Source organism: Pseudomonas sp. B16(2017) (assembly GCF_002113205.1).
GTDB classification, from domain to species: Bacteria; Pseudomonadota; Gammaproteobacteria; order Pseudomonadales; family Pseudomonadaceae; genus Aquipseudomonas; species Aquipseudomonas pharyngis.
Genome location: NZ_NEKA01000007.1, coordinates 153,775 through 177,360, shown reverse-complemented (window position 1 = coordinate 177,360; position 23,586 = coordinate 153,775). Strand labels below are relative to the sequence as shown.

The following is a 23,586-nucleotide window of genomic DNA, read 5'->3' as shown; positions in this document are numbered from 1 at the left end:
TGCGGTTGTTCACAACCACCTGCTTCGTGCAGTGCGGCAGACGCTCACGCATGAACGGACAAACCGTTCAACGACCAGAATTTCCACAGGAGTCATCCGATGAAACAACACATTTTAGTGATAGGCGCAGGGTTTGGTGGAGTCTGGAGCGCCTTGAGCGCCGCACGTCTGCTGGACCAGCATGATCGTAACGACGTGCAGATCACCGTCCTCGCGCCCCAGGCAGAACTGCGCATTCGCCCGCGTTTCTACGAGCCGGATGTCCACAACATGAAAGCGCCGCTGGGTGAACTGTTCGATGCCGTGGGCGTGAATTTTGTCAAAGGCATCGCCGACAGCATCGACACCGCCAGCAAGCAAGTGACCTACAGCGATGCCTTCGGTACGCAAGGCACACTGAGCTATGACCGGTTGGTGTTGGCCGCCGGCAGTCGCGTGATTCGCCCACCGCTCAAGGGCATGATCGAACACGCCTTCGATGTCGATCAGATCGAAGAAGCAGCACGCCTCGAAGCCCATATCAAGTCGTTGAAGGACCAGCCGTCGAGCGCTGCGCGTAATACCGTGGTGGTCGCCGGTGGTGGTTTTACCGGGATCGAAACCGCCACCGAAATGCCGGCCCGCCTGCGTGCCGCACTGGGTGACGATGCGCCGATCAGGGTCATCGTGGTGGATCGTTCGCCGCAAATCGCCGCGACGCTGGGTGACGGTATTCGCCCGTCCATTGTGGAAGCGTCCCGAGAGCTGGGCATTGAATGGGTAGTCGACGCCTCGGTCGCCTCGGTGGATGCCGGCGGCGTGACCCTGGCCGACGGTAAACGTATCGAGTCCAACACCGTCATCTGGACCGTTGGCTTCCGCGCCAGCCCGCTCACCGAACAGGTGCCTGGCAGCCGTGATCCGCAAGGTCGCCTGCACGTCGACGGCCACTTGAAAGTGCTGGGGCACGTGGATGTCTTCGCCGCCGGCGACGTCGCTTATGCCGCCACGGATGATCTCGGAAACTACGCCGCGATGTCCTGCCAGCATGCGATCAGCCTGGGCCGTTATGCCGGCAACAATGTGGCCGCTGACCTGATCGGTGTCGCACCGGTCACCTACCGCCAGCCCAAGTACGTGACCTGCCTTGACCTCGGTGCCTGGGGCGCGGTGTTCACCGAGGGCTGGGACCGTCAATTGAAACTGGTCGGGCAAGAGGCCAAAGACCTCAAGACCCAGATCAACACCGTGTGGATTTACCCGCCGGCCGCCGATCGTGCAACCGCACTGGCCGCGGCCGACCCGTTGATTCCGGTGGCCTGATCACCCGACGGTTCACACTTCCCTATCGCTGCGCATTCCCAGGCGCCCGCCACGTTTTTTTTGGCGGGCGCTTTTTTTATGCAGAACTCACAAAGCGTCGGGCGGCAATAAACGGCACTCTAGCGTTGACGCGATGGCTCCGCTGCCAGAATGTCTTCCAGAAAGTCGATGAACACATTGATACGACTGGAGCCCCGGTGATTGGGCAGGTACAACGCATTGATGCAGCAGCTCGCATTACCGGGGTTGACTTCATACCCCTCCAGCAGCCGCGTCAACCGACCGGCCTCGACATCGGCGCGCACCAGCCAGTCGGCCAGCAGGGCCACACCGCGCCCCGCCACCGCCGCTTCGCGCAGGATGTCAGCGTTGTTGCTTTGCAGGCGACCATGGACATTGAGCTGGATGGTTTCCTCGTCGCCCTGGAACGTCCAGTGCTGGTGCGAACCCGCGTAGTCGAAGCGCAGGCATTGATGCTCGAGCAAGTCTCGCGGATGCGCCGGCACAGCGTGACGGCTCAGGTAATCCGGACTCGCCACAATCCAGCGCTGGAATCCGCCCACGCGCTTGCTGACGATATCGTCACTGACCACCGACGATCCCAGCCGCACCGAGACATCGATCTGCTCGCTCAGCAGATCGCTGACCTGATCGCTCAACGACACACTGATTTCAAGCCCCGGATGGCGGTCGAGCAATACCCCCAGTTGCGGTGCAATGATCTGCCGGCCGAACTCCACCGGCACACTGATGCGCAGGCGTCCTTGCGCCTCGCTGCCACGGTCGGCGACAACCGCGTCGGCCTCATCGATGGCATCGAGAATGGCCACCGCTTTCTCGAAATAGGTTTGGCCGGCGACCGTCACGCTGGTGTTGCGTGTCGTGCGGTTGAGCAGGCTGGCGCCCAATTCGTTTTCCAGCCCCGCCACCTGTCGTGTCACCGAAGAGGTGGAGATGCCGAGTTTGCGCGCCGCCGAGGAATAACCACCGCAACGTACGGTTTCAACGAACATCTTCAGTGCCAGCAACTTGTCCATAAGTGGAGCCCGATCGAAAGGAAACGGTGATGATTGTGCATCACCGTTCCCCAATCGTCTTGTAGGACCGTGCTTCATCGGACTCAGCGGTGCCTGCGGTTCAGGCATCGGCCTTGCGGCTCAGGAACAGCGCCAGGGCCAGTGCCGGCAGCAACGCCACGGTCACGGCGGACAGGTTCCAGCCAAAATGCTCGTAGAGCGGACTGGCGACCAGCGATCCCAGCGCGCCGCCGACAAAAATGCTGGTCATGTACACGGCATTCAGGCGCGCCCGGCTGTGCGGGTCGATGGCGTACACCTCGCGCTGGCCGAGCACCATGTTCAGCTGCACGGCGAAGTCCAGCAGCACCGCGCAAACCACCAGCCAGACATAGCTGCTGCCCGGCAGCGCGGCGATCAGCAAGGAGACTGGCGCCAGCATCAGTGCCACGAGCGTCCCGCGCCGACCGTGCCCGGCATCGGCCAGCCGTCCGGCAATCGGCGCTGCGACCGCGCCGACGGCGCCGACCAGGGCAAATATCGCCACCTGTGCCTGACTGAAACCGTGGTGCCGCATCAGCTCAATCGGTGCGAGGGTCCAGAACAGGCTGAAGCTGGCAAACAGCAAGCCCTGATACAGCGAACGCTGACGCAGAACCGCGTGCCGACGGGCCAGCGCAAACACCGAGCAGATCAGCGCAGCGTACGTCGCCTGATGGCTCGGGACGCGGCGCGGCAAGGCAATCGCCGTGATCAGGGCGATGACAGCCATCAGCGCCGCTGCGCTGAAAAACACCCCGCGCCAGCCGAACACTTCCACCAGCAGACTCGACAGTGGCCGCGACAGCAGAATGCCCAGCAACAGGCCGCTCATGATGTTGCCCACCACCCGCCCACGGGTTGCCTCGGGCGCCAGGTGCGCGGCCAACGGCACCAGGATCTGCACCGCCACCGAAGTCAGGCCGATCAGCAACGACAGGACCAGGAACATCGACGGCGAATGCGTCAGACCGGCGCACAACAGCGTCACGCTTGCCGCCAGGGTAAAGCCCACCACCAGCCGACGGTTTTCCATCAGGTCGGCCAGCGGCACCAGCAACAGCAGGCCCAGCGCATAACCGAACTGCGTGAGTGAAACGATCAGACTGGCATTGGCACTGGACAGGCCGATCTGCGGCGCGATCAGTTCGACGATCGGCTGAGCGTAATAAAGGTTGGCCACGACCGCGCCGCAGCAGAATGCCAGGAACGCGACCATCAGGCCGGAAAGAGAAGCGGATGGTTCGGCCTTGGCCGCCGCTGCCGGATTGCCCGTGAGCATGATGACACCTCGATGAGTTGGGAAAGTGACGCCAAGGCTAAGGGTCGCGCAGGCCTTCGAGTATCCATCCCAAAGGCAATTGAGTGATGCGCCAAATGCAACGACCCTCGGCGTTGCACTTGGCGCAACGTGCTATTGCGCGGTCTGGCAATACTCGGACGTTTGCACCTTCTCTACCCTTGGGCACCTGGCGCAGGGCTTTGCATCGGCGCCCTTCCCCGGTCGTTCAAGGAGTTGTCGAAGATGCCGAATCCGTCCCTCACGCCCACCGCGTGCCTCTTGGGCAACCGCTCATGAACGGCCATTTCATGAGATCCAGAGCGCTGTGGGTCAGCGCGGCAGCCCTCGCGTCGATCGGTGCAATCGCTGCCCTGGCGCTGATGTGGCGTCCGGCAATTGCGCCGGTCGAACGCCCGCAAACCTTCGATTCCGCACAACTGCAACGCGGCGCGCGCGTCGTCGAGGCGGGCGACTGTGCGGTGTGTCATACGCGGCCTGGCGGCCAATACCTGGCCGGCGGACTGCCGCTGGTGACGCCGTTCGGCACCCTCTACAGCACCAACATCACCCCGGATCCACAGACCGGCATCGGCCAATGGTCGCTGCCGGCCTTCGAGCGGGCGATGCGTGAAGGGATCTCCCGCGACGGCCACTTCCTGTACCCGGCCTTCCCCTACGTTCATTACCGTCGCATGAGCCAGGACGACATCGCCGACGCCTATGCGTACCTGATGAGCGGCCCGGCCGTGGACTCGCCGCCACAACAGAACCGCATGAACTTCCCGATGAACATCCGGCCTCTGGTGTCGTTCTGGAACCTGCTGTTCCTGCATGGGAAGCCGCTGACGCCGCTGGCGGAGCAATCGCAGGCGTGGAATCGCGGGCGTTACCTGGTCGAGGGGCCCGGTCACTGCGCGGGCTGTCATTCGCCGCTGAACCTGATCGGCGCCGAAAAGTCCGGCGAAAACCTGGCCGGCGGCAGCGTGGATGGCTGGGACGCGCCGTCATTGCTGGGCATGGCGCACCGGGCAAACCCGTGGAGCAGCGAACAATTGGTGAGTTACCTGCGAGCCGAAGTGGTCGACGGACACGGCACGGCGGCGGGCCCGATGCGCCCGGTCAGTCTCGGTCTGGCGCGCTTGCCCACAGAAGATGCCCAGGCGATTGCCGAATACCTGCTGAGTCTGCCGGCGAAAACCGCGATCAACGAAATTCCGAGCGCCAGCGCTGAACCTGCGGATCGATCCTCTGGCGCGCTGCTGTTCGCCAGTGCCTGCGCCGGCTGCCATGCCCAAGGCGCGCCGATGCGTGACATCGACGGCCACCCGGCACTGGATCGCACCTCGGCGCTGCAGTCCGCCAGCCCGCGCAACTTTGTGAAAACCGTACTCGAGGGCATCCCGGCAGAACCCGGCCAACCGGGTCCGGTGATGCCCTCGTTCGCCGCCAGTCTCGACAACGCTCAACTCGACGCCCTGGCCGTCTACCTGCGCCATCAGGCCAGGCCCGATCAACCGTGGACCGACCTTTCCGCCACCCTCGAAGCGCTACGTCAGGAGACGAAATGACTCAGATCACCCTCAACGTCAACGGATCTTCCCGGGCTCTCGAACTGGAACCGGACATGCCGCTGCTCTATGCACTGCGTAATCACCTGGGCCTGAACGGCGCCAAGTACGGGTGTGGCCTGGGCCAATGCGGCGCCTGCACCGTCATCGTCGATGACCAACCGGTGTTTTCCTGCCTGACACCCTGCGCGGGTCTTGAGGGCAAAAAGGTGCGGACGGTCGAGAGCCTGGGCACGGCCGAACGCCCCGGCACTCTGCAGCAAGCATTCATCGACAAACAGGCCGCTCAATGCGGTTACTGCATCGCCGGCATGTTGATGCGTGCGCAGTCACTGCTCGAAAGCAATCCGCATCCCGACGAGCAGACCATTCGCGAACACATGGCAGGCAACCTGTGCCGCTGTGGCACGCACTTGCGCATCATCGAGGCGATCAGCCTTGTCGCCCGGCAAAACGGGAGTGCGCAATGACCACGATCAATGAGGTCGATCAGAGTCGCCGTGCGTTCCTGCGCGGGGGCGCGCTGCTGGTGGCGTTTGCTTTGGTGCCGGTCTCGCGCCGCGCCCTGGCTGACACCGAAGTCGATACCCTCGGCACGGTCGTGCTGGCGCCGGACCTGCCCGGCAGCCTGCGCACCAACCCCTGGCTCGATGCCTGGATCCGCGTCGGCCACGACGGCATCACCGTCTACACCGGCAAGGTCGAACTGGGCACCGGGGTCAAAACCGCCTTGCTGCAAATTGCCGCTGAACGGCTGGAGGTCGCCCCCACAGCGATCAACCTGCTCACCGCCGACACCGCACTGACGCCGAACGAAGGCTACACCGCCGGCAGCCACACGATTTTCGACAGCGGCACCGCGCTGTTCAACGCGGCGGCACAAGTGCGCGAGATGCTGCTGGAATCGGCCGGGCGCAGCTGGAACGTTGCGCCGGCACTGCTGACGACTCGCGACGGCATCATTCTCGGCCCGACCGGGCAACGCATGTCCTACGCCGACGCCGTGCAGCAGGTCGATCTGCACCGCTATGCAAAATCCGAGTCGCCCTCGATGCCACCGGCGTCATTCAAGCTCATCGGCCATTCGCTGCCACGCCTGGATATCCCGGGCAAAGTCAGCGGTGGCGCCGCGTTCGTGCAGGACATTCGCCTGCCGGGCATGCTCCACGCCCGGGTCATCCGCCCGCCGCGTCCCGGCTGCACGCTGGAAGCCATCGATATTGAATCGATCAAGACGCTGTCCGGGGTGGTGCAGGTGATTCGCGACGGCAATTATCTGGCCGTGGTCGCGCGGGACGAATGGCAAGCGATCAAAGCCATGCGTCATGGATACGCCTCGGCGCGCTGGAGCGGCGGGCAGGCGATTCCCGAATCGCGCGACATCCATGCGCTGCTCAAGCGCCTGCCCTCGCGTCGTTATCCGATCAGCCATGAAGGCACGCCCCAAGGCAAGACCGACAACGAATATCGCGCCCGGGTGACCAAGCAATATCTGATGCATGGCTCGATCGGTCCGTCCTGCGCCGTGGCCTGGTTCAAGGACGGCACCCTCACCGTCTGGACCCACACCCAGGGCGTATACCCGCTGCGTGCCGGGATCGCCGAAATGCTGCGGCTGCCGCCCGACCGAGTGCGCTGTATCCACACTGAAGGTTCCGGCTGTTACGGCCATAACGGCGCAGACGATGCCGCGGCCGACGCGGCGCTGATTGCCATGCGCGTACCGGGCACGCCGGTGCGGGTGCAATGGATGCGCGAGCAGGAAAACCTTTGGGAGCCGTACAGCTCGGCGATGGTCACCGAAGTGCAGGCCAACCTCGACGCACAGGGTCGGCTGCAGGACTGGAACTATGACCTGTGGACCACGCCGCACAACGAACGCATCGTCAACGCCGGGCGCTTGCTGCCCGCACGCCTGCTGGCCCGGCCGTTCGCTTCCGCACCCTCGGTGCCGATCGCCCAGCCTGAGGGCGATGGCGATCGCAACGCGGTGCCGCTGTACACCGTGGCCTCCTCGCGGATCGACATGAACTTCGTCACCGAGATGCCGTTTCGCACTTCAGCCATGCGCTCGCTGGGGGCGCACATCAACGTCTTCGCCATCGAAGCCTGTATCGACGAGCTGGCCGCCAAGGCCGCAGTCGATCCGGTTGCCCTGCGCCTGGCACACCTGACCGATCCTCGGGCACGGGCGGTGGTGGAAAAGGTTCGCGATGCCGTCGGCTGGGCGCAAAAAAGCAGTGAACCCGGCGCAGGCCTTGGCTTCGCCTTCGCGCGCTACAAAAACATCATGGGCTACTGCGCCATCGCCGTGCGTCTGCGGGTGCATCCGCAGACCGGCGAAGTGCAGATCGATCACGTCGTCACGGCGGTCGACGTGGGGCAGATCGTCAGTCCCGATGGCCTGCGCAACCAGGTCGAGGGCGGGATCGTGCAGTCCACCAGCTGGACGCTGTATGAAAAGGTCGCCTATGACGCCGGCGGCATCCGCAGCTACGACTGGAGCGGCTACCCGATTCTGCGCTTCTCGCAAGTGCCCAAAAAGGTCGACGTTCACCTGCTCGACCAGCCGGGGCAACCGTTTCTGGGGGCCGCCGAAATCGTCCAGGGTCCCATGGCGGCCGCCATCGGCAATGCAGTGGCGAATGCCACCGGCCGGCGTTGGCTGAACCTGCCCCTGACCCGCTCGCAACAGCCTTCCTGAACCGCGCCACGTTGCATTTCACGCAATGCAGCGTGGCGTCGCGTGTGGATTATCAAGCACCGGTCAGCCGCTTAACGTAGGGCCATCCGGTGCCGGACCCAATGTCCGACACCGTCCACCGACCTTTTTCGAAGACTGGAGAACCCCCATGACACAACAACTGTTCCGCCCCATCGCCCTCGGCCCCTACACACTTCCCCATCGGGTGGCGATGGCGCCGTTGACTCGCTCCCGTGCCGGGCAACCGGGCGACATCCCGACGTCCATGAACGCCGAGTACTACCGCCAGCGGGCGAGCGCCGCGCTGATCATCACCGAGGCGACGCAGATTTCCCGTCAGGGCCAGGGTTATGCGTGGACGCCTGGCATCTACAACGATGAACAAGTGCAAGCCTGGCGTGAAGTCAGCCGCCAGGTACACGAGGCCGGCGGCTTGATCTTCATGCAGCTGTGGCATGTGGGCCGCGTATCGCACCCAAGCTTTCAACCGGACAACGCCTTGCCGGTGGCGCCGAGCGCCTTGCCTGTACCGGGCAAGACTTTCATCGTCGATGCCGAGGGCAATGGTGTGTGGGGCGACGTGCCAGTGCCGCGCGCACTGCAGGTTTCGGAAATCGCCGACATCATCAACGACTACCGCCGCGCCGCCCGCAATGCACTGAACGCCGGGATGGATGGCGTGGAAATTCACGCCGGCAACGGCTATCTGCTGGACCAGTTCATCAACAGCAACAGCAACCAGCGCACCGACGGTTATGGCGGCACCCTGGAAAACCGTGCGCGCCTGTTACTGGAAGTGGTGGCGGCCGTGGTCGACGAAGTCGGTGCCGACCGTGTCGGCGTGCGCCTGACGCCCATGGGCCGTTTCATGGGCATGGGCGATGAAACCCCGCAAGCTACGTTCGGCTACATCGTGCGCTCGTTGAACCGCTGGAAACTGGCCTACCTGCATCTGGTCGAGCCGGCCGTGGTCGGCACGGTCAAGGACGAGAATTTCGACCCGCGCTGGGACGCGATCATCGGCCAGTTGCGTGATGCCTGGGATGGCGTGCTGATGATCGCCGGCGGCTACGACCCCGAGTCGGCGGAACAGGCCCTGGCCGACGGTCGCGCCGACATCATCGCGTTCGGCAGACCGTTTCTGGCCAACCCCGATCTGCCTCGGAGAATCCGCGAGGGCCTGACGCTCAACGCACCGGACCCGAGCACGTTCTTTGGCGGCGATCAGCGTGGCTACATTGACTACCCGTCCCATGCCTGACCCGCTGACCGCAGGGGGCTGACCGAGGGAATTTAATAACTCTTCAGGATTGTTTAAGGACTTTAAAGGGCGTCGACGCAGAGACTTTGCACAACGATAAGGAGAGCAAACATGAGCCCGCAATCGCTGATTTCCGACCATCCACGCCCCCTGATGCGCCCGCTGGGATCGTTGACCAGTTGGCAGGAACGTCGCGCCAAGGAACTGATGCTCAGGGACCTGAGCCGCAGCGCGCGCATCAGCGAGATCGCCGGCCTCTGCAATCTTTCGCGCAGTCATTTTTCCCGTGCGTTCAAAAAGAACACCGGGTACTCACCGCAGGAGTGGTGGCTGAGGATGAAGATCGAGAAAGCCAAAAGCCTGCTGATCACTTCGATGCCGATCACCGAGGTCGTCTACGAATGCGGGTTTTCGGACCATTCGCACTTCACCCGCACCTTCAACCGCCTCGAAGGCATGCCGCCCCGAGAATGGCGTCGCGCCTTCGTCGCCAACCGCGCGCCCATCGCGCTTCAGTTGCCTGCCATCGAACTCGACGCTCCACTCTGGAGCGTGCACAACGCTAGGCACGCCCACCCCTCGCACGCGTGACCTGACCGAACCTGACGTTACCCGCTCCTCCCCTTTGGCCGCTGATGCGGCCTTTTTTTATTCGGCGCCAGCCGGTTCCAGCGGCAGGTCGAAACTGAGTCGGGCACCCTGCTCGCTGTCCTCGATCAGCAACGTCCCGCCATGTGCGCCGATCACCGACCTGCAGATGGCCAGGCCCATTCCCATCCCGCTGCCCTTGGTGGTGTAAAAGGCATCGAATACCTGCTCGCGCTGAGGCACGCCAATCCCCGGCCCGTTGTCCTGGAACGTCACCCGAACATGGCCGTCCCTGACGGTGGAGCTGATGACGATGCGCCCATCCGGCACCCCCGCGCCGGCGATCGCCTCCATCGCATTGGTGATCAGGTTGTACACCACCTGCTGGATCTGCACCGAGTCACCCCACACCTGACATTGCGCATCGAGTCGGGTGTGCAGTGCGACGTTGCGGTTGGCCAGTTCGGTCGCCGTCAGTTGAACGACGCCACTCACCAACTCGTCAATTTGCACCGGCAAACGCTTGAGCGGCGCCTGCCTGGCCAGTGCGCGCAACGCCTGGACAATGTCGGCGGCCCGCGTGCTGTCCGAACGAATGTCTTCCAGGCCCTGAATCGCCTCGTCCAGATCGGGCTTTTCACGCTTGAGCCAGCGCAGGCTGGCCGAGGCATTGGATTGAATGCCAAGCAGCGGCTGACTGATCTCGTGGGCGATGGAGGCTGAAAGTTCGCCCATGACCTTGAGGTGCGAGTTGCGCGCCAGTTCGGCACGGGAGCTGCGCAGATCCGCTTCCATCTGCGCCCGCAGGCGGTTGTCTTCCACCAATTGCGCATACAGCCGGGCGGTCTCCAGCGACACCGCTGCCTGGGAGGCGAGAATTTCCAGCATGGTCAGCCGTTCGGCACTGAACAGGCCGGGCACCAGGCTGTTTTCCAAATAGACCAGACCGATCAACGTGCCTTGTCTGAGCAGCGGCAGGCACAACATCGAGCGGGTCTGCCGCCGACGCAGATCGGCGCCATAGGCTTCCGGGCAATCGACCCGCACATCGTCGAGCACCAGGGGTGCACGGGTGCGCATCGTTGCATTGAGCACCGACGCAGGCGCCAGCGCCTCGAGCGCCTGGTCACTGTCCAGCGCAATCAGCAGATTGCCGGCTTCCATCGACGCAGCGGCCGCCAGGCGCAGGTCGCCTTCAGCGACCATCATCAGCACACCTTGGTCAGCCCCGGCCTGAACCATCAGGTGGTTCATCAAGGTCTCGACCAGCCGATCCAGCAAGACTTCCTGGGACAGTGCCCGCGCGGCCTCGATACCCGCCTCCAGGTCCAGCCGGCCCCGGTTGATCGGTTGTGAAGGTTGCGAAGCGGGTTCCGTGCGCAGAAACGGATGGCTGTTTTCCAGTTGCCGCGCCTTCGCGCTCGCCCCCCAGAGGTCGTAGCAATCCCGGGCAAAACGCAGGTGGTGATGAGCCCCCGAGACCAGCTCATTGGACATGCAGACGTCGGCCAGTTGCTCGTGCGCCAGTGCCTGTTCGTGAACGAAACCGGCGGCGGCCGCTGCGATCTGCGATTGATCGAAGCAACGGATGGCAATCAGATCCTGACCGCGCAAGCGCGCGATCACGCCCTCGATCAACAGCAGTTTGTTGCGGAACGTCGCCGGATTGAGCGCGGCCCATGCAAGAAATCGCTGGCGTTGCTGCTCAAGCACTTGCAGTTTTCGCTCAACGTCACCCGGCACTTGCGCACTGGCCAGTGCGAGGCTGCGAAAGAGATGGTAATCGGCAAGATTGATATGCGCCGGAATGGACCAGGCCACCGTCGCAGCGTCTTCGAAACGCCGCCAGGCATACAGCGCATCACCTGCATAAAAGGCCGACATGCCGGAATACAGCCACGACAGGAACAACGTCGACTGCGAAACACTGGCTCGATCGATGGGGCCGAAACGGTCGTGTTCCACGCCCTCCAGTTCAGACAGTGCCCGCACGGGGCGACCGTCGCGCAGGTCGTTGGCGAACGCTTGCTGCGCCAGCAGAATGCGTTCGATATCGATGTAATTGAACTGCCTCACCCAGGCCAGTCCGTGATCCAGTTCGTCCAGCACCTTTTGCAAGGGTTCGCCCATGAACAGCAGGTCGGAAACGATGTGATTGCAGGCATAGCAGGACATGCCCAGGTCACCCCCGGCCTGACCGCACTCGAACGCCGCGAGCGCTGTCTGCCGGGCATACGCCATCGGCCGGGTCCATGGGCTGACCTGATCGAGCGCCACCAGGGTGCCTGTGCGGCCGGCCTCATAGCCATGCAGGTCAGTCAGTTTCAGGGCGACTTGCGCAAATGCCAGTCCGTCCACGTATTCGCCGAAACGCTCGGCGATCATCACGCCAAACCAAGCAAATCCGTAGCCACTGCTTGGCGTAGTGCCGTGCTCGAGCGTGAGTTCGACCATTTTCGCCAGGTGCAGCAAGCGGAGATCGTCATCGACGAAGAACGAAGGAATCAATGTGCCGAGCAGCTCCATGGCCGCCTCGATCTGCGCATCCTCAGCCTTGGGCAAATGAACCAGATCGGCGATCGCTCGCGTGCCGATCAGGTCGCGCACCTGCGCAAAGGCCCGGGTCAGATGGTCCTCGGGAGGTTTGCGTTGCAGGGTGATGCCCAGCAGCGCCAGGCCGGTCAATGCCTCGGTGATCGCCCCTTCATAGTCGGAGTGCAGCGTGCGCAACGTGGCACGCAAGCGATAGGTTTTCGCGCGGTCCGCGTCCGTGAGCGCGTGGTTCAGGCAATCATCGAGACGTCCCTGGGCCCCCGTCAGATCCGCCAGCAGCATCGCGCACTCGGCAGCGAGCCACGTGCTGGCGAACGCTTGCGGATAGAGGTGGGTCCAGCCGCGCTGACCGAGCAGGTGTTCCGCCGTCTGCAGATAATCCGCCGCCAGTTGCACGGCGGCCGAATCCCTCGCGCGCTCGGCAGCCTCGACCAGGACATCAATAAACGCGGCGCGCTGCGGCTCCGTCAGTGCAGCATCGTCGACACGCTGAATCTGACCGGCAATCTCGAACACGCGCTCATGGGCCTGTTCGCCCCACAGGTCCAGCATGGCAGCGGCGATGCGCGCATGCTCACTGCCACGCCCCACCGGCGAAGGCAGCTGACAGGCCGCCTCGAGCACCCGGTCGTGGCCGAACACCAGTTGTGCGCCGGCGCGCAGCAGTAATCCCCCCTCGACCAGACTTTGTACATCGCGCGCCAGTTGCACCGAATCAAACGGCAACAACCGGCCCAGCAGCGACTCGTCACAGCGACCGCCGATGTAACCCGCCGTGCGCAGGACGTCTCGTTCGGCCAACGTCAGACGGTCCAGTCGCTGTACCATCAACTCCGCGACATTGTCGGCATAGCGATAGCTGTCCACGTCGCTCTGGTTCCAGACCCAGCGATCCGCCGCCGCGTCGAAACGCACCAGACGCTCATCGATCAGCGCCCGCAACACCTGGCTGACGAACAGCGGATTGCCGGCCGTTTTCAAATGCACGACCTGGGCGAGCACTTCAATGCTGGCGGGATCGGTGTCCAGTTCTGCGGCCAGCAGTTGCGCGACGGCGGACACCGACAAGGCGCCCAGCGTGATGTGAATGCCGGGCAATGCCTGTTCGCCGCGCAGCGCGTCGAGTATGGCGTACTCCCGCGCAAAGGCCTTCGACCCGCTGTCGCGGTACGCCAGGATCAGTACCAGATGCCGCGGTGGCCGGGCGAAGAAAGCGCGCAGAAACGCAAGCGTCGAATCGTCCGCCCACTGCACGTCATCCACGAACAGCACCAGCGGGCGCCCGGGCTGGGCAAACACGTCCAGCGCATCGAGCAGCGTGCGATTGACCCGCTCAAGCGCGTGCCGGGCGGGCATGTTGGGTAGTTCCGGCGTGGCACCGATCACCAGTTCGGCCTCGGGGGCCAGATCCACCAGGATCCTGCCGCGCCCCTTGAGCCGTTCAATCAGTTGCGCGCCGAGGGTTTGCAGTTCCAGTGCGGGTTTGCCCAGCAACTGAGTCATCAGCGAGCGAAAGATTTCCGCCAGAGGCGCATTGGGGATTTCCTGCTGCAACAGGTTGATCTTGCCGCTGGCCCAATAGCCGGGAACCAACGGCCGCACGCCCTGATGGATCAGGGTTGACTTGCCCGCCCCCGGTGTACCGCCCACCCACAGCACGCGGGCGATACCGTCGCTGCGCACCTGACTGATCTGCTCGAGCAGTTGTGCGCGCTCCGCCTCCCGACCAAACAGCACCGGGTCGTCAGCAACGGATGGCAGTGCATCGAAGGTGCCCAGCCTGAAAGCCTTCACATGGCCATGCTCCAGCCATTGCTGACGGCACCAGACAAGGTCAGTGGCCATCGACTCCATGCTTTGATAGCGAGCACCCGGCTCCTTGGCCAGGCCTTTGAGCAACACGCGACAGAGGCCTTCCGGCAGGTCGGCGACATGCACGGCCGGCGATGCCGGCTGGACCGCGGCATGCACATGCCGCCAGTGCGAAGGGTCGCGCGCCGTCAGGGGCGGCTGGCCGGTCAAGGCGTGATAAAGAATGCTCGACAGCGCGTAGACATTGCTGCGCTCATCGAAACCGGCGCCATCGCGCCGAACCTGCTCGGGGGCCAGATAGGGCCAGTGCTCCAGCGCAGGAAGCTCGGCGACGGCGCCCGCCTGCTCGTCGGTGTGATAACCCAGAAGGCTCACCGAATCATCGGCGCCCACCCGCAAGTGCCAGGGCAAGAGATTGGACTGTCGTGCGCCGGCCTTCCCGGCATTGACCAGCGCATGGGCCGCCGCGACCGCGATGGCAAGCAAGCGGCCCGGCGGCAGGCCAGGCTGACCGAGCAGATCAGACAGGGCCACGCCCGTCTCGGGGTAGACCAGCAACGGCCCTTCTGCCGAACGGATGAAGGCGACCGGCCGGATGGCCCAGGCTGAATCCGGACGCAGATGAAAGTCCCGTTCCAGACGCTTGCCCACGTCGGGACGCTGGATCGGTGCGCGGGCGGCCAGCCAGCGGTAGTCCGACCGAGGATCGTGGATGGTGAACCAGGTCAGGTCGTTTTCCCGGCGCAGCAGCTCGAATGCACAGCCCTCCAGCCAGGCGTCATCCGGCACGACATCCGGGTTGCAGAGGGCTGGAGTGGAGGAAAGTCTGCCGGGCATTCGCTGTCACCGCTCATTATTCGTTTCAGGCCTGGCGCAGGAGTATACGCAAGGCTCTGGCGCAGAGGTTTCGTGGTGATGCCCATGTCCGCATCCGGCACCATCATGGCCGTCGAGCGCCTGTCCCGACCGGTTGCAGAGATTGAAAAGCCACCGGCCTTATCCCTCGGGATAATTGCATTGTGCGAGGTCGTCGCCTAGCGTGTCGTCCTGATGAACCGGCGCCCTGTGCCACTCCCTCGACACCACGCAGAGAACCGTATGATCCGACTCGGCCAAGCGACTATTTCCCTGGAGCGGCGTGAAGCCTTTCTTGACGGGCGGCCGCTGCGCGTGGGAGGACGGGCGTTCGAACTGCTGTCGGTGTTGATGCAGGCCGATGGCCGGATCGTCAGCAAAGATGAATTGCTCACCCAGGTCTGGCCCGATACCGTCGTCGAGGAAAACAATCTTCAAGTGCAGATCTCATCGCTGCGCAAGTTATTTGGAGAGAATGAGATCATCCAGACGGTCCCGCGCCGAGGTTACCGATTATTGAAAGACAGTGCCCCTTCCCTGCCCCCGTTCCACCCGGTCGCTGCGAGCGTCCCTGCAACAGAGGTTCAGCCTGCGATCGATCCGGACAGCGTGCCGGTGTTCATCGTGGACGACGAGGCTTCCGTGCGCACGTCACTCAGCCGTCTGCTGCGGGCCGAAGGCGTGCCCCACCGGATCTTCAATTCAGCTGAAGAGCTGCTTGGCGCTGACCTCGAGGCCGGGCCGGCCTGCCTGTTGCTCGACGTCAGCCTGCCGGAGGCCACCGGTTTGCAATTGCAGTCGACGCTCGGCGAGCGAGGACATCCATGGCCGGTCATTTTCATGACCGGTTACGGCACTATCCCGATGTCGGTACAAGCGATGAAAGCGGGTGCCGTCGAGTTTCTGACCAAGCCGTTCGACGACGACCGGTTGCTGGCCATCCTGCAAGCGACCCGCCAACGTGCAGCGGTTGATTTCCAGCAATGGCAGCGGGTCCAGAGCGTGCGCCAGCGAGCCGCCCTGCTGACGCCACGGGAACGTGAAGTGTTGCCGTTGATCGTCGCGGGTCTGTCCAACAAGCACATTGCCAACAAGCTGGGCACCAGTGAAGTGACGGCCAAGGTTCATCGCAAACACATCATGGTGAAAATGCAGACGCGCTCGCTCGTCGGGCTCGTCGAGCTGTATGGCCTGATCAGCGCGCCGCCACCGTCCGGCGTGCAGAACCCTTCATGAGTCAGGACACCGACACGCCCGCGCTCGCTGTCAGCGCGGTTATCGTCTGCATCGTCGACGACGATGCGTCCGTACGTAAAAGCCTCGCCAACCTGCTGCGCTCCGCCGGTTACCACGCCCGGTTATACAGCGGTGGCGAGGATTTCCTGACGCAGGAACATTTCGAGGACATTGCGTGCCTGTTGCTGGACCTGAAAATGCACGGTTTGTCAGGGATCGAGGTGATGCAGGCGCTGGCGTCCCGAGACAGGAAATTCCCGGTCATTTGCATGTCCGCCCATTGGGACGACGCCGCTCTGGCCGAGACCCGTCGCTACAACGCCTTCGCCTGCCTGGGCAAGCCGTTCTCCGGTGATGTGCTGCTCAGGGCCGTGGAGTCGGCACTCGAAAACGACAGTTGAAACTGACCTTCGCCGCGACCCACGACTTTGGCTGCACGCCAGACGCAAGAAGGCCTGCCACATCGGCAGGCCTTTTTTGTCGGCGCTGTTCGTTATTGCTTGAGAATCAGCAGCGGCTCGCCCTTCTTGACGATGTAGGTCGCCAGTTCCGAGCCTTTCTCGTTGCCGACGTTCCTGGCGATATGCGCCACACCCGCCGGGATGAACAGCGAATCCCCCGCCTTCAGGGTCACCGGTGCCTGGCCTTCCAGTCGGTATTCGAACGTGCCGCTGATCACGTAAGCCACTTCCACACCCGGATGCGCGTGGTTGGGCGACGTGACACCCGGTTCGAAATCGACGCGAGCCTGGATCACCTCGCGATCCGCCGCACCCAGGTCCTGTCGGACCAGATCGGTACGGCTCAGGCCTTGTTGCCAGTTCTTCGCCGGGGCGGCGGATGGAGTGTCAGCCGCGTGGGCGAGGCCGGTCAGCGAAACGAGTACGGCGGCAGCGGTCATCAGAAGTGTGCGGCGCATGGTGTTGTCCTCTTGGCAGTCGTGGTGTGTTGACGACTACTTTGGGCGAGGCATGTACGCAGGATGTGTCCTGATGACGGGGTTTGTTACCCGTTTGTGTACGGCGGCGCGATGGATACACGCTTATACAAAGGGTTTGGCCAGCACCTGCGATAGCCAGCCTCTGAACGCCACGATCTTTTTCGATTCGGCCTGATCGTGGGGCGTGACGAGGTAAAAGCCGGAAGCGGATTTCAAGCGCAGATCAAACGGCGCTACCAGCCTGCCCGCGCGCAGATCGTCATCGACATAGGTCGAGCGACCGATGCACACGCCCTGCCCGTCAATCGCCGCCTGCACCGCCATCATCGCCAGGTCGAAGGTCAATCGCGGGCCTTTGGCCGTCAGCGGTGGCTGGCCTGCCGCATGCAACCAGTCGTTCCAGTCATTGGCGGTCACGCCGCTGACTTGCAGCAAAGGGTGATGGGCCAGGTCCACCGACGTATTCAACGGCTTGTCGCCGGTCAGCAAGCGCGGACTGCACACCGGAAAGATCTCGTCGGACATCAACCAGTCGGCGCGTAACCCCGGCCAGTTCCCGTCGCCGTAGCGGATCGCCGCATCGATGCCACCCTTGCGAAAGTCCACCCACTCGGTGGAAGCACTGATCCGCACATCAATCTGCGGATGCGCCTCGCGAAACGATGGCAGGCGCGGCAACAGCCATTTGGACGCCACCGACACCAGGGTGCTGATCGTCAGGACGCTGTTGTTGCTCGACTCCAGCAGCTTTTCAGTCGAGTAGCGCAATTCAAGAAAGGCCGAACGAATGCCGGGCAAGTAGGCATTGCCCTCCTCGGTCAAAGCCAAACCGTCCTTCAAACGCATGAACAGACGCACGCCGAGTTCATCCTCGAGGCGACGGATCTGATGGCTGATCGCAGTTTGCGTGACGTTCAGTTCTTCGGCGGCGCGGGTGAAGCTCATGTGCCGGGCGGCGCATTCGAAGGCTCGCAATCCGTTGAGCGATGGCAGTCTGGGGAGCATATGACCTCTTCAGTCCATGAGAATTTGTCATACGCTAGCACTGGATATGTCCTTTGCGAAGCCGAGCGGCGATGGCGGATTCTGAGGCTCCATCTGTAAGGAGATCCCATGAAACTGTACTTCGCCCCCATGACCTGTTCACTGGCACCGCACATCGTAATGCGCGAACTGGAGCTGCCGTTCGAGCTGATCCGGGTCAACAACCAGACCAAGCAAACCGCCGATGGCCGGGACTTTCGCCAGATCAACCCTAAGGGTTACGTGGCCGCGCTGATGCTGGACAACGGTGAAGTGCTGACCGAGGGGCCGGCCATTCTGCAATACCTCGCCGACCTTGTGCCCGGCCATACACTGGCTCCGGCCAATGGCACCTGGGAGCGTTCGCGTTTGCAGGAATACCTGAACTTCATCAGCTCGGAAATTCATGGGGGCAGCGCGCCGCTGTTCAGCAGCGAAATCCCGGAAACCACCAAAACGATCTTCAAACACAAGCTGTTCAAGCGTCTGGATTACCTGAACCGCTTCCTCGCCACCCAGCCCTTTCTGATGCAGGCCTTCGGCGTAGCGGATGCCTATCTGTTCACGGTGCTGAAGTGGTTGCCGACATTCAGCATCGCCATCGAAGACTGGCCAGCCCTGGCGAACTACATGACAGGCATCGCCGAGCGGCCCGGTGTGCGGGCTGCCATCGCGGCAGAGGAAGCCACGCAACCGGTGCTCTGACACGACCGATTGCGCTGAATGCCCTCAAATGGGCCGGCGCGCAGTCAGGCCCCCGACTCCGGATCACTTGCCGGCAGGCCACGCGCTTCTCGGTCCTCATCATCCTTGGCGGTGCTCTGCGGGTTGGCGTCGGCGCTTCCCGAGCCGTTGCCGTCCTGCGGATGCTCAGAACCCACCGAATTGTTGGCCGCCACATCGCTCATGTCTTCTTCCAGTGGCGCTTCATCGTCCGGCGGCAAGGGGACTGGCGACTCGTCTTTGCGCGGATCATGGCCGGTTTCGTTGTCGGTCGTGCGGGTCACAGCCTGCTGTGACTGGTTACCGGGTGCATTTTCATCAATATCCATGGGGTTCTCCGTTCTGCTGCGGGATAGGGGTAACTGAACGTGTGAAACAAGCGCGTGCGGGTTAGTGCCCCCTGCTGGACGAATGGCACCCCGGTTGCCGAATGCCCCAGCGCTTCTATAGTGAAGAGGGTTCAAGCCCTCCTCCCGTCGAGCGCCCCATGGCCAGCACCGATCAACTGATCATCTGCGAGCATTGCGACTGCGTGTACGAAAAAGTCGTGCTGGCCAAACACCAGAAGACCCTCTGCGTGCGCTGCGGCGCCGTGCTCCAGCGCTACAACAACCTGAGCGTGGAGCAACGGCTGGCCCTGAGTTTCACCGCGGCGATGCTGTGGCTGTTCGCCAATTTCTACCCGGTGATGAGCATCAGCATGAAAGGCCTGAAGAACAGTGCGACCCTCTGGGATTCGGTGCTGGCCCTGAGTCAGGGGCCGATCACCTTCATGGCGATGGTCGCGGCAATCTCGATCATCATCGCCCCGGCCTTCCAGTTGGTTCTGTTGATCTGGGTCTTGAGCTTCGCCCTCGCCTCGCGCCGTTCACCGGGGTTCAAGCTGTGCATGCGCTGGCTGGAAACGCTGCGGCCGTGGAGCATGCTCGAAGTGTGCCTGCTCGGCGCGATGGTGGCGGTGTTCAAACTGGCGGGCATGCTCGACGTCATTCCCGGCATCGGCCTGTTTGCGCTGGCCGTGCTCAGCCTGTTGCTGATCCGCATCGCCGGGCGCGACGTGCGCGAACTGTGGGACATCCTATGAAACGACCACCGACTGCCAGCGAACTCAACCTGTGCCTGTGCCACAGCTGCGGGCTGGCCTGCGACATGACCGGCGAACCGCACCAATGCCCGCGCTGCGACGCGCCGCTGCATCGGCGCAAAACCAATTCCCTGACCCGCACCTGGGCCTACATGTTCGCCGCGCTGGCGTTTTACGTGCCGGCCAATCTGCTGCCGGTGATGAACACCACCCTGCTCGGCAGCGGCGCCGACAGCACCATCATGAGCGGCGTGCTGGAGTTCTGGGAACACGGCGCGTGGGACATCGCCGTCATCATCTTCGTCGCCAGCATCGCGGTGCCGGGGGTGAAATTCGTGGCGCTGACCTTGCTGCTGGTCACCGTGCAACGGGACAGTCATTGGGCGCGCAAGGAGCGTTCGAAGCTGTACCGCTTCGTCGAATTGATTGGCTACTGGTCGATGCTCGATGTGCTGGTGGTCGCACTGGTGGCGGCGCTGGTGAAATTCCAGGCGCTGGGGGATATCGAGCCGCGCGTAGGGATTCTGTTCTTCGGCCTGGTGGTCGTGTTCACCATGCTCTCGGCCATGAGTTTCGACCCGCGCCTGATCTGGGACAACGCGCCGGACGAAGAAACGGAAAAACCCCGGCACTCGACTGAACAAGTGCCGGGGCATCAAGCGGTTTAAATCAGATCGGATCAGATCTGCGCAGTACCGCCGTCAACGAACAACTCGATGCCGTTGACGAAGCTGCTGTCATCCGAGGCCAGGAACAACGCAGCCTTGGCAATCTCGCTCGGCTCGCCCAGACGCCCGATCGGCACGATCGACGCCAGTTGATCGAACAGCCCCTGGGTGTGTTCCGCCGGCACCAGCCCTGCCAGACCTGGCGTGCGCACCGGGCCAGGGCTGATGGCGTTGACGCGGATGCGCCGTGGTTTCAGGTCCAGCAACCATGAGCGGGCGAAGTTGCGCACCGCCGCTTTACTCGCGCTGTAGACGCTGAAGTTCTCCGTGCCCTGCACCGACGTGGTCGACGAGGTCAGCAGAATCGAGGCGCCATCGCGCAGCAGCGGCAAGGCCTTCTGCACGGTGAACAGCGTGCCCTTCACGTTGGCGTCGAAAATCCGGTCGAAGTGCTCTTCGGTGATCGCGCCCAGCGGCAGCATATCCCCGCCGCCGGCGTTGGCGAACAGGATGTCGAGGTGCCCGGCCTTGGCGGAAATCTCGCTGTAGATGCGATCCAGATCCTCCAGCTTCGCCACATCGCCCTGGATGCCGATGGCACGCGGGCCGATGGCGGCGACCGCTTTGTCCAGTTCGGCCTGACGGCGGCCGGTGATGAATACCGTGGCGCCCTGGGCGACGAATTCCTGCGCCGAGGCCAGGCCGATGCCGGTGGTGCCGCCAGTGATCAGTGCGATTTTGCCTTCAAGTCTGTTGCTCATGATGAATCTCCAGTAACCGTTTCGAGGTAGGTGACGGGTCGTAGGTGAGCCGTTGGAAGCGACTTTAGGCCGATCGATTGAATTGAAAAATCCGCAAAATCGGTTTTGTTTGTGCACAGACATGCACAATACTCAACCGCATCTACCCCACCGAGTCCGAATCGATGAATCAGTTAATGGCGATCCGCACCTTCGCCCGCGTCGTGGAAAGCGGTTCTTTCACCAAAGCCGCCGACTCGCTGAACCTGCCGAAAACCACGGTCAGCAAACTGATCGGCCAACTGGAAAACCACCTCGGCGTGCGCCTGCTGCAACGCACCACCCGCCGCCTCACCGTCACCGCTGACGGCGCCTCCTACTACCAATTGACCCAACAACTGCTGCATCAACTGGACGACATCGATCAGGGCTTCAGCCAGGCTCAGGGGCTGCCGCGCGGCAAGATCCGCGTGGACATCGGCGGCTCGACCGCGACGATGCTGGTGATCCCCGAACTGCCGAAGTTCTTCGAACGCTATCCGGATATCCAGGTTGATCTGGGCGTCAGCGACCGCCCGGTGGACCTGATCAGCGAACGGGTGGACTGCGTGATTCGCGGCGGCCAGCTGACCGAACAAACCCTGGCCGTGCGCCGCCTCGGCGAAGTGTCCTGGACCACCTGCGCCACCCCCGATTATCTGCAACGCCACGGCACCCCGAGCCACCCGCTCGACCTGGCCAGCCATCAGCTGATCGCCTACCGCTCGGCCTCCACCGGGCGCATCCTGCCGTCGAACTTCCAGCGCAACGGCGAGCGCCACCAGATCGAAGGCAAAGGCCTGATCAGCGTCAACGAGAGCAACGCGCACCTGGCGGCGGGGCTCGCCGGGCTGGGCATCATCCACACCTTCAGCTACACGGTCAGGACCGCCATCGAGCGCAGCGAACTGGTGCCGATCCTCGAGGATTGGCGTCCACCGGCCTATCCGTTTCATGTGCTGTATCCGCCGAACCGGCATTTGAGCAACCGGGTGCGGGTGTTCATTGATTGGCTGGTGGAGCGGTTTGCGCAGGTCGATTGACGTACTGCGGAAGCATTGCTGACTTTTACGCAAAACACCTTTGACCCAGGGCCGGTTCTTCTCATGCCCGTTGCCACCGATACTGGCGGCCATTGACTGTCATGGGAAACCGCACAATGCAAACCGATTACGCTGCCTGGGCCTGGACGTCCGGCCAAGGGCTGGATGGCCTGACACTGACCCGCAAACCTCTCCGGCAACCCGGCCCCGGGCAAGTGCTGGTGGCCAACCGCGCCATCGCCTTGAACCCGGTGGACTGGAAGATCATCGAGTGGGGCCATCCCGCCTGGAGCACCGGCCGCGTGCCGGGTGTCGACGGGATGGGCGTGGTGGTCGCAGCCGGCGCCGGCGTGACACTGCAACCGGGCAGTCGCGTGGCGTATCACCAATCACTGGCGAACGATGGCAGCTTCGCCGAGTACTGCCTGCTGGACGCCGCCACCGTGCTGTCGGTGCCCGCCGCGCTCGATGATGCCGCGGCGGCGTCACTGCCCTGCCCCGGACTGACCGCGTGGCAAGCCGTGGAAAAAGTCCCCGCGAATGGCGCAGCCGATGTGCTGGTGATCGGCGCCGGCGGCGCGGTCGGCCTGCTGCTGGTGCAACTGGCGGTACAACGCGGATGGCGGGTCTGGGCGACCGCGTCCGGCGCGCATCATGAAAAGCTCAAGGCCCTGGGCGCAGTCGGCGTATTCGATTACCGCGAACCGGACTGGCAAACCTCACTCGCAGCCAGCCTCGGCGAACGTCGTTTGCACGCCGTATTCGACACGGTCAGCGGCGCTCACGCGGCGAAAATGGCCGACCTGCTGGGCTACAACGGCCATCTGGTGTGCATTCAGGATCGTCAGGAAAGCGCGCCGCTGCCGGCGTTCACCAGCGCGATTTCGCTGCATGAAGTGGCATTGAACAGCTTCCACGTCCACGCCAGCCTGCACGATCGCCAGACCTTGCGCCGCAACGGCGAGCACCTGCTGCAAGCTCTGCTCGACGGTAGCCTGATCGGCCCGGCGCTGCAGATGTTCGACTTCGATGAATTGCCCCAGGTCTTGCGTGCCCTGAAGGACGGCGCGGGTGGCGGGAAATGGGTGACGCGTCTGCCCGTCGTTTGAA

Annotated in this window: 19 protein-coding genes and 1 pseudogene; 13 read left to right on the top strand and 7 right to left on the bottom strand. The window is 63.3% G+C overall.

All coding sequences use genetic code 11. The annotated features are described in order from the left end of the window. Window positions 1–99 precede the first annotated feature (99 nt). On the top strand, window positions 100–1,302 hold the full coding sequence (locus tag CAG25_RS14315) for an NAD(P)/FAD-dependent oxidoreductase (RefSeq protein WP_085611791.1): 1,203 nt from the start codon (window positions 100–102) through the stop codon (window positions 1,300–1,302). Window positions 1,303–1,421: 119 nt separating this feature from the next. Here CAG25_RS14315 and CAG25_RS14310 read toward each other — a convergent pair whose 3' ends face one another. Continuing rightward, window positions 1,422–2,339, bottom strand: coding sequence for a LysR family transcriptional regulator (locus tag CAG25_RS14310; protein WP_085611792.1), 918 nt, complete (start codon window positions 2,337–2,339; stop codon window positions 1,422–1,424). A 100-nt stretch (window positions 2,340–2,439) separates the two neighbouring features. Next, window positions 2,440–3,639, bottom strand: coding sequence for an MFS transporter (locus tag CAG25_RS14305; RefSeq protein WP_085611793.1), 1,200 nt, complete (start codon window positions 3,637–3,639; stop codon window positions 2,440–2,442). A gap of 308 nt (window positions 3,640–3,947) precedes the next feature. Here CAG25_RS14305 and CAG25_RS14300 point away from each other — a divergent pair, with 308 nt between their 5' ends. The 5 genes from CAG25_RS14300 (at window position 3,948) to CAG25_RS14280 (ending at window position 9,763) form a co-directional block, all read left to right on the top strand. Beyond that, window positions 3,948–5,207 carry a cytochrome c gene (locus CAG25_RS14300; RefSeq protein ID WP_085611794.1) on the top strand — a complete coding sequence of 420 codons (1,260 nt, stop codon included), beginning with the start codon at window positions 3,948–3,950 and terminating at the stop codon, window positions 5,205–5,207. After that, complete coding sequence (locus CAG25_RS14295; protein ID WP_064596021.1) at window positions 5,204–5,677, top strand: (2Fe-2S)-binding protein; 474 nt, start codon at window positions 5,204–5,206, stop codon at window positions 5,675–5,677. Before CAG25_RS14300 ends, CAG25_RS14295 begins: the two co-directional genes overlap by 4 nt. Continuing rightward, window positions 5,674–7,911, top strand: coding sequence for a molybdopterin cofactor-binding domain-containing protein (locus tag CAG25_RS14290; protein WP_085611795.1), 2,238 nt, complete (start codon window positions 5,674–5,676; stop codon window positions 7,909–7,911). The genes CAG25_RS14295 and CAG25_RS14290 overlap by 4 nt, the downstream gene beginning before the upstream one ends. Window positions 7,912–8,059: 148 nt before the next feature. Continuing rightward, entirely contained in the window at window positions 8,060–9,172 is a 1,113-nt protein-coding gene (locus CAG25_RS14285) for an alkene reductase (protein ID WP_085611796.1), read from the top strand. A gap of 111 nt (window positions 9,173–9,283) precedes the next feature. Then, a complete protein-coding gene (locus tag CAG25_RS14280) occupies window positions 9,284–9,763 on the top strand; it encodes a helix-turn-helix domain-containing protein (RefSeq protein ID WP_085611797.1) in 480 nt (159 codons plus the stop codon). Between the two features lie 57 nt (window positions 9,764–9,820). Here CAG25_RS14280 and CAG25_RS14275 read toward each other — a convergent pair whose 3' ends face one another. Continuing rightward, window positions 9,821–14,962, bottom strand: a complete 5,142-nt coding sequence (locus tag CAG25_RS14275) for an ATP-binding sensor histidine kinase (RefSeq protein WP_256575349.1) — start codon at window positions 14,960–14,962, stop codon at window positions 9,821–9,823. A 261-nt stretch (window positions 14,963–15,223) separates the two neighbouring features. Here CAG25_RS14275 and CAG25_RS14270 point away from each other — a divergent pair, with 261 nt between their 5' ends. Continuing rightward, window positions 15,224–16,216, top strand: coding sequence for a response regulator (locus CAG25_RS14270; protein ID WP_085611798.1), 993 nt, complete (start codon window positions 15,224–15,226; stop codon window positions 16,214–16,216). Then, entirely contained in the window at window positions 16,213–16,617 is a 405-nt protein-coding gene (locus CAG25_RS14265; RefSeq protein ID WP_085611799.1) for a response regulator transcription factor, read from the top strand. Before CAG25_RS14270 ends, CAG25_RS14265 begins: the two co-directional genes overlap by 4 nt. Window positions 16,618–16,709: 92 nt before the next feature. Here CAG25_RS14265 and CAG25_RS14260 read toward each other — a convergent pair whose 3' ends face one another. Both CAG25_RS14260 and CAG25_RS14255 read right to left on the bottom strand, forming a co-directional pair. Further along, complete coding sequence (locus CAG25_RS14260) at window positions 16,710–17,135, bottom strand: cupin domain-containing protein (protein WP_085611800.1); 426 nt, start codon at window positions 17,133–17,135, stop codon at window positions 16,710–16,712. Between the two features lie 123 nt (window positions 17,136–17,258). After that, window positions 17,259–18,161, bottom strand: coding sequence for a transcriptional regulator GcvA (locus CAG25_RS14255; protein ID WP_085611801.1), 903 nt, complete (start codon window positions 18,159–18,161; stop codon window positions 17,259–17,261). A gap of 108 nt (window positions 18,162–18,269) precedes the next feature. On the opposite strand from CAG25_RS14255, the gene gstA reads away from it, so the two are divergent. Next, on the top strand, window positions 18,270–18,884 hold the full coding sequence (gene gstA / locus CAG25_RS14250) for a glutathione transferase GstA (protein WP_085611802.1): 615 nt from the start codon (window positions 18,270–18,272) through the stop codon (window positions 18,882–18,884). Window positions 18,885–19,039: 155 nt separating this feature from the next. Here gstA and CAG25_RS28875 read toward each other — a convergent pair. After that, window positions 19,040–19,231: pseudogene (locus CAG25_RS28875) on the bottom strand (hypothetical protein); the annotation flags it as partial. A 158-nt stretch (window positions 19,232–19,389) separates the two neighbouring features. Between CAG25_RS28875 and CAG25_RS14240 the strand changes: the two are divergent. After that, a complete protein-coding gene (locus tag CAG25_RS14240) occupies window positions 19,390–19,986 on the top strand; it encodes a paraquat-inducible protein A (protein ID WP_011333863.1) in 597 nt (198 codons plus the stop codon). Continuing rightward, window positions 19,983–20,654 carry a paraquat-inducible protein A gene (locus tag CAG25_RS14235; RefSeq protein WP_064381884.1) on the top strand — a complete coding sequence of 224 codons (672 nt, stop codon included), beginning with the start codon at window positions 19,983–19,985 and terminating at the stop codon, window positions 20,652–20,654. The genes CAG25_RS14240 and CAG25_RS14235 overlap by 4 nt, the downstream gene beginning before the upstream one ends. A gap of 11 nt (window positions 20,655–20,665) precedes the next feature. On the opposite strand, the gene CAG25_RS14230 is transcribed toward CAG25_RS14235, so the two are convergent. Further along, entirely contained in the window at window positions 20,666–21,415 is a 750-nt protein-coding gene (locus tag CAG25_RS14230; RefSeq protein WP_085611803.1) for an SDR family NAD(P)-dependent oxidoreductase, read from the bottom strand. A gap of 164 nt (window positions 21,416–21,579) precedes the next feature. Between CAG25_RS14230 and CAG25_RS14225 the strand changes: the two genes are divergently transcribed. Together CAG25_RS14225 and CAG25_RS14220 are read left to right on the top strand one after the other, a co-directional pair. Next, window positions 21,580–22,476: a LysR family transcriptional regulator gene (locus tag CAG25_RS14225; RefSeq protein WP_085611804.1), complete on the top strand. Its 897-nt coding sequence runs from the start codon at window positions 21,580–21,582 to the stop codon at window positions 22,474–22,476. Window positions 22,477–22,592: 116 nt separating this feature from the next. Next, window positions 22,593–23,585 carry a zinc-binding dehydrogenase gene (locus tag CAG25_RS14220; protein WP_085611805.1) on the top strand — a complete coding sequence of 331 codons (993 nt, stop codon included), beginning with the start codon at window positions 22,593–22,595 and terminating at the stop codon, window positions 23,583–23,585. Window position 23,586: the final 1 nt, after the last annotated feature.

Excerpts from the sequence above, each read along its gene's own strand:
- CAG25_RS14235 (WP_064381884.1), top strand. The coding sequence starts at position 19,983 with ATGAAACGACCACCGACTGCCAGCGAACTCAACCTGTGCCTGTGCCAC.
- CAG25_RS14315 (WP_085611791.1), top strand. The coding sequence starts at position 100 with ATGAAACAACACATTTTAGTGATAGGCGCAGGGTTTGGTGGAGTCTGG.
- CAG25_RS14290 (WP_085611795.1), top strand. The coding sequence starts at position 5,674 with ATGACCACGATCAATGAGGTCGATCAGAGTCGCCGTGCGTTCCTGCGC.
- CAG25_RS14220 (WP_085611805.1), top strand. The coding sequence starts at position 22,593 with ATGCAAACCGATTACGCTGCCTGGGCCTGGACGTCCGGCCAAGGGCTG.
- CAG25_RS14270 (WP_085611798.1), top strand. The coding sequence starts at position 15,224 with ATGATCCGACTCGGCCAAGCGACTATTTCCCTGGAGCGGCGTGAAGCC.
- CAG25_RS14265 (WP_085611799.1), top strand. The coding sequence starts at position 16,213 with ATGAGTCAGGACACCGACACGCCCGCGCTCGCTGTCAGCGCGGTTATC.
- CAG25_RS14280 (WP_085611797.1), top strand. The coding sequence starts at position 9,284 with ATGAGCCCGCAATCGCTGATTTCCGACCATCCACGCCCCCTGATGCGC.
- CAG25_RS14300 (WP_085611794.1), top strand. The coding sequence starts at position 3,948 with ATGAGATCCAGAGCGCTGTGGGTCAGCGCGGCAGCCCTCGCGTCGATC.
- CAG25_RS14295 (WP_064596021.1), top strand. The coding sequence starts at position 5,204 with ATGACTCAGATCACCCTCAACGTCAACGGATCTTCCCGGGCTCTCGAA.
- CAG25_RS14225 (WP_085611804.1), top strand. The coding sequence starts at position 21,580 with ATGAATCAGTTAATGGCGATCCGCACCTTCGCCCGCGTCGTGGAAAGC.
- CAG25_RS14285 (WP_085611796.1), top strand. The coding sequence starts at position 8,060 with ATGACACAACAACTGTTCCGCCCCATCGCCCTCGGCCCCTACACACTT.
- CAG25_RS14310 (WP_085611792.1), bottom strand. The coding sequence starts at position 2,339 with ATGGACAAGTTGCTGGCACTGAAGATGTTCGTTGAAACCGTACGTTGC.
- CAG25_RS14255 (WP_085611801.1), bottom strand. The coding sequence starts at position 18,161 with ATGCTCCCCAGACTGCCATCGCTCAACGGATTGCGAGCCTTCGAATGC.
- CAG25_RS14275 (WP_256575349.1), bottom strand. The coding sequence starts at position 14,962 with ATGCCCGGCAGACTTTCCTCCACTCCAGCCCTCTGCAACCCGGATGTC.
- CAG25_RS14260 (WP_085611800.1), bottom strand. The coding sequence starts at position 17,135 with ATGCGCCGCACACTTCTGATGACCGCTGCCGCCGTACTCGTTTCGCTG.
- CAG25_RS14240 (WP_011333863.1), top strand. The coding sequence starts at position 19,390 with ATGGCCAGCACCGATCAACTGATCATCTGCGAGCATTGCGACTGCGTG.
- gstA (WP_085611802.1), top strand. The coding sequence starts at position 18,270 with ATGAAACTGTACTTCGCCCCCATGACCTGTTCACTGGCACCGCACATC.
- CAG25_RS14230 (WP_085611803.1), bottom strand. The coding sequence starts at position 21,415 with ATGAGCAACAGACTTGAAGGCAAAATCGCACTGATCACTGGCGGCACC.
- CAG25_RS14305 (WP_085611793.1), bottom strand. The coding sequence starts at position 3,639 with ATGCTCACGGGCAATCCGGCAGCGGCGGCCAAGGCCGAACCATCCGCT.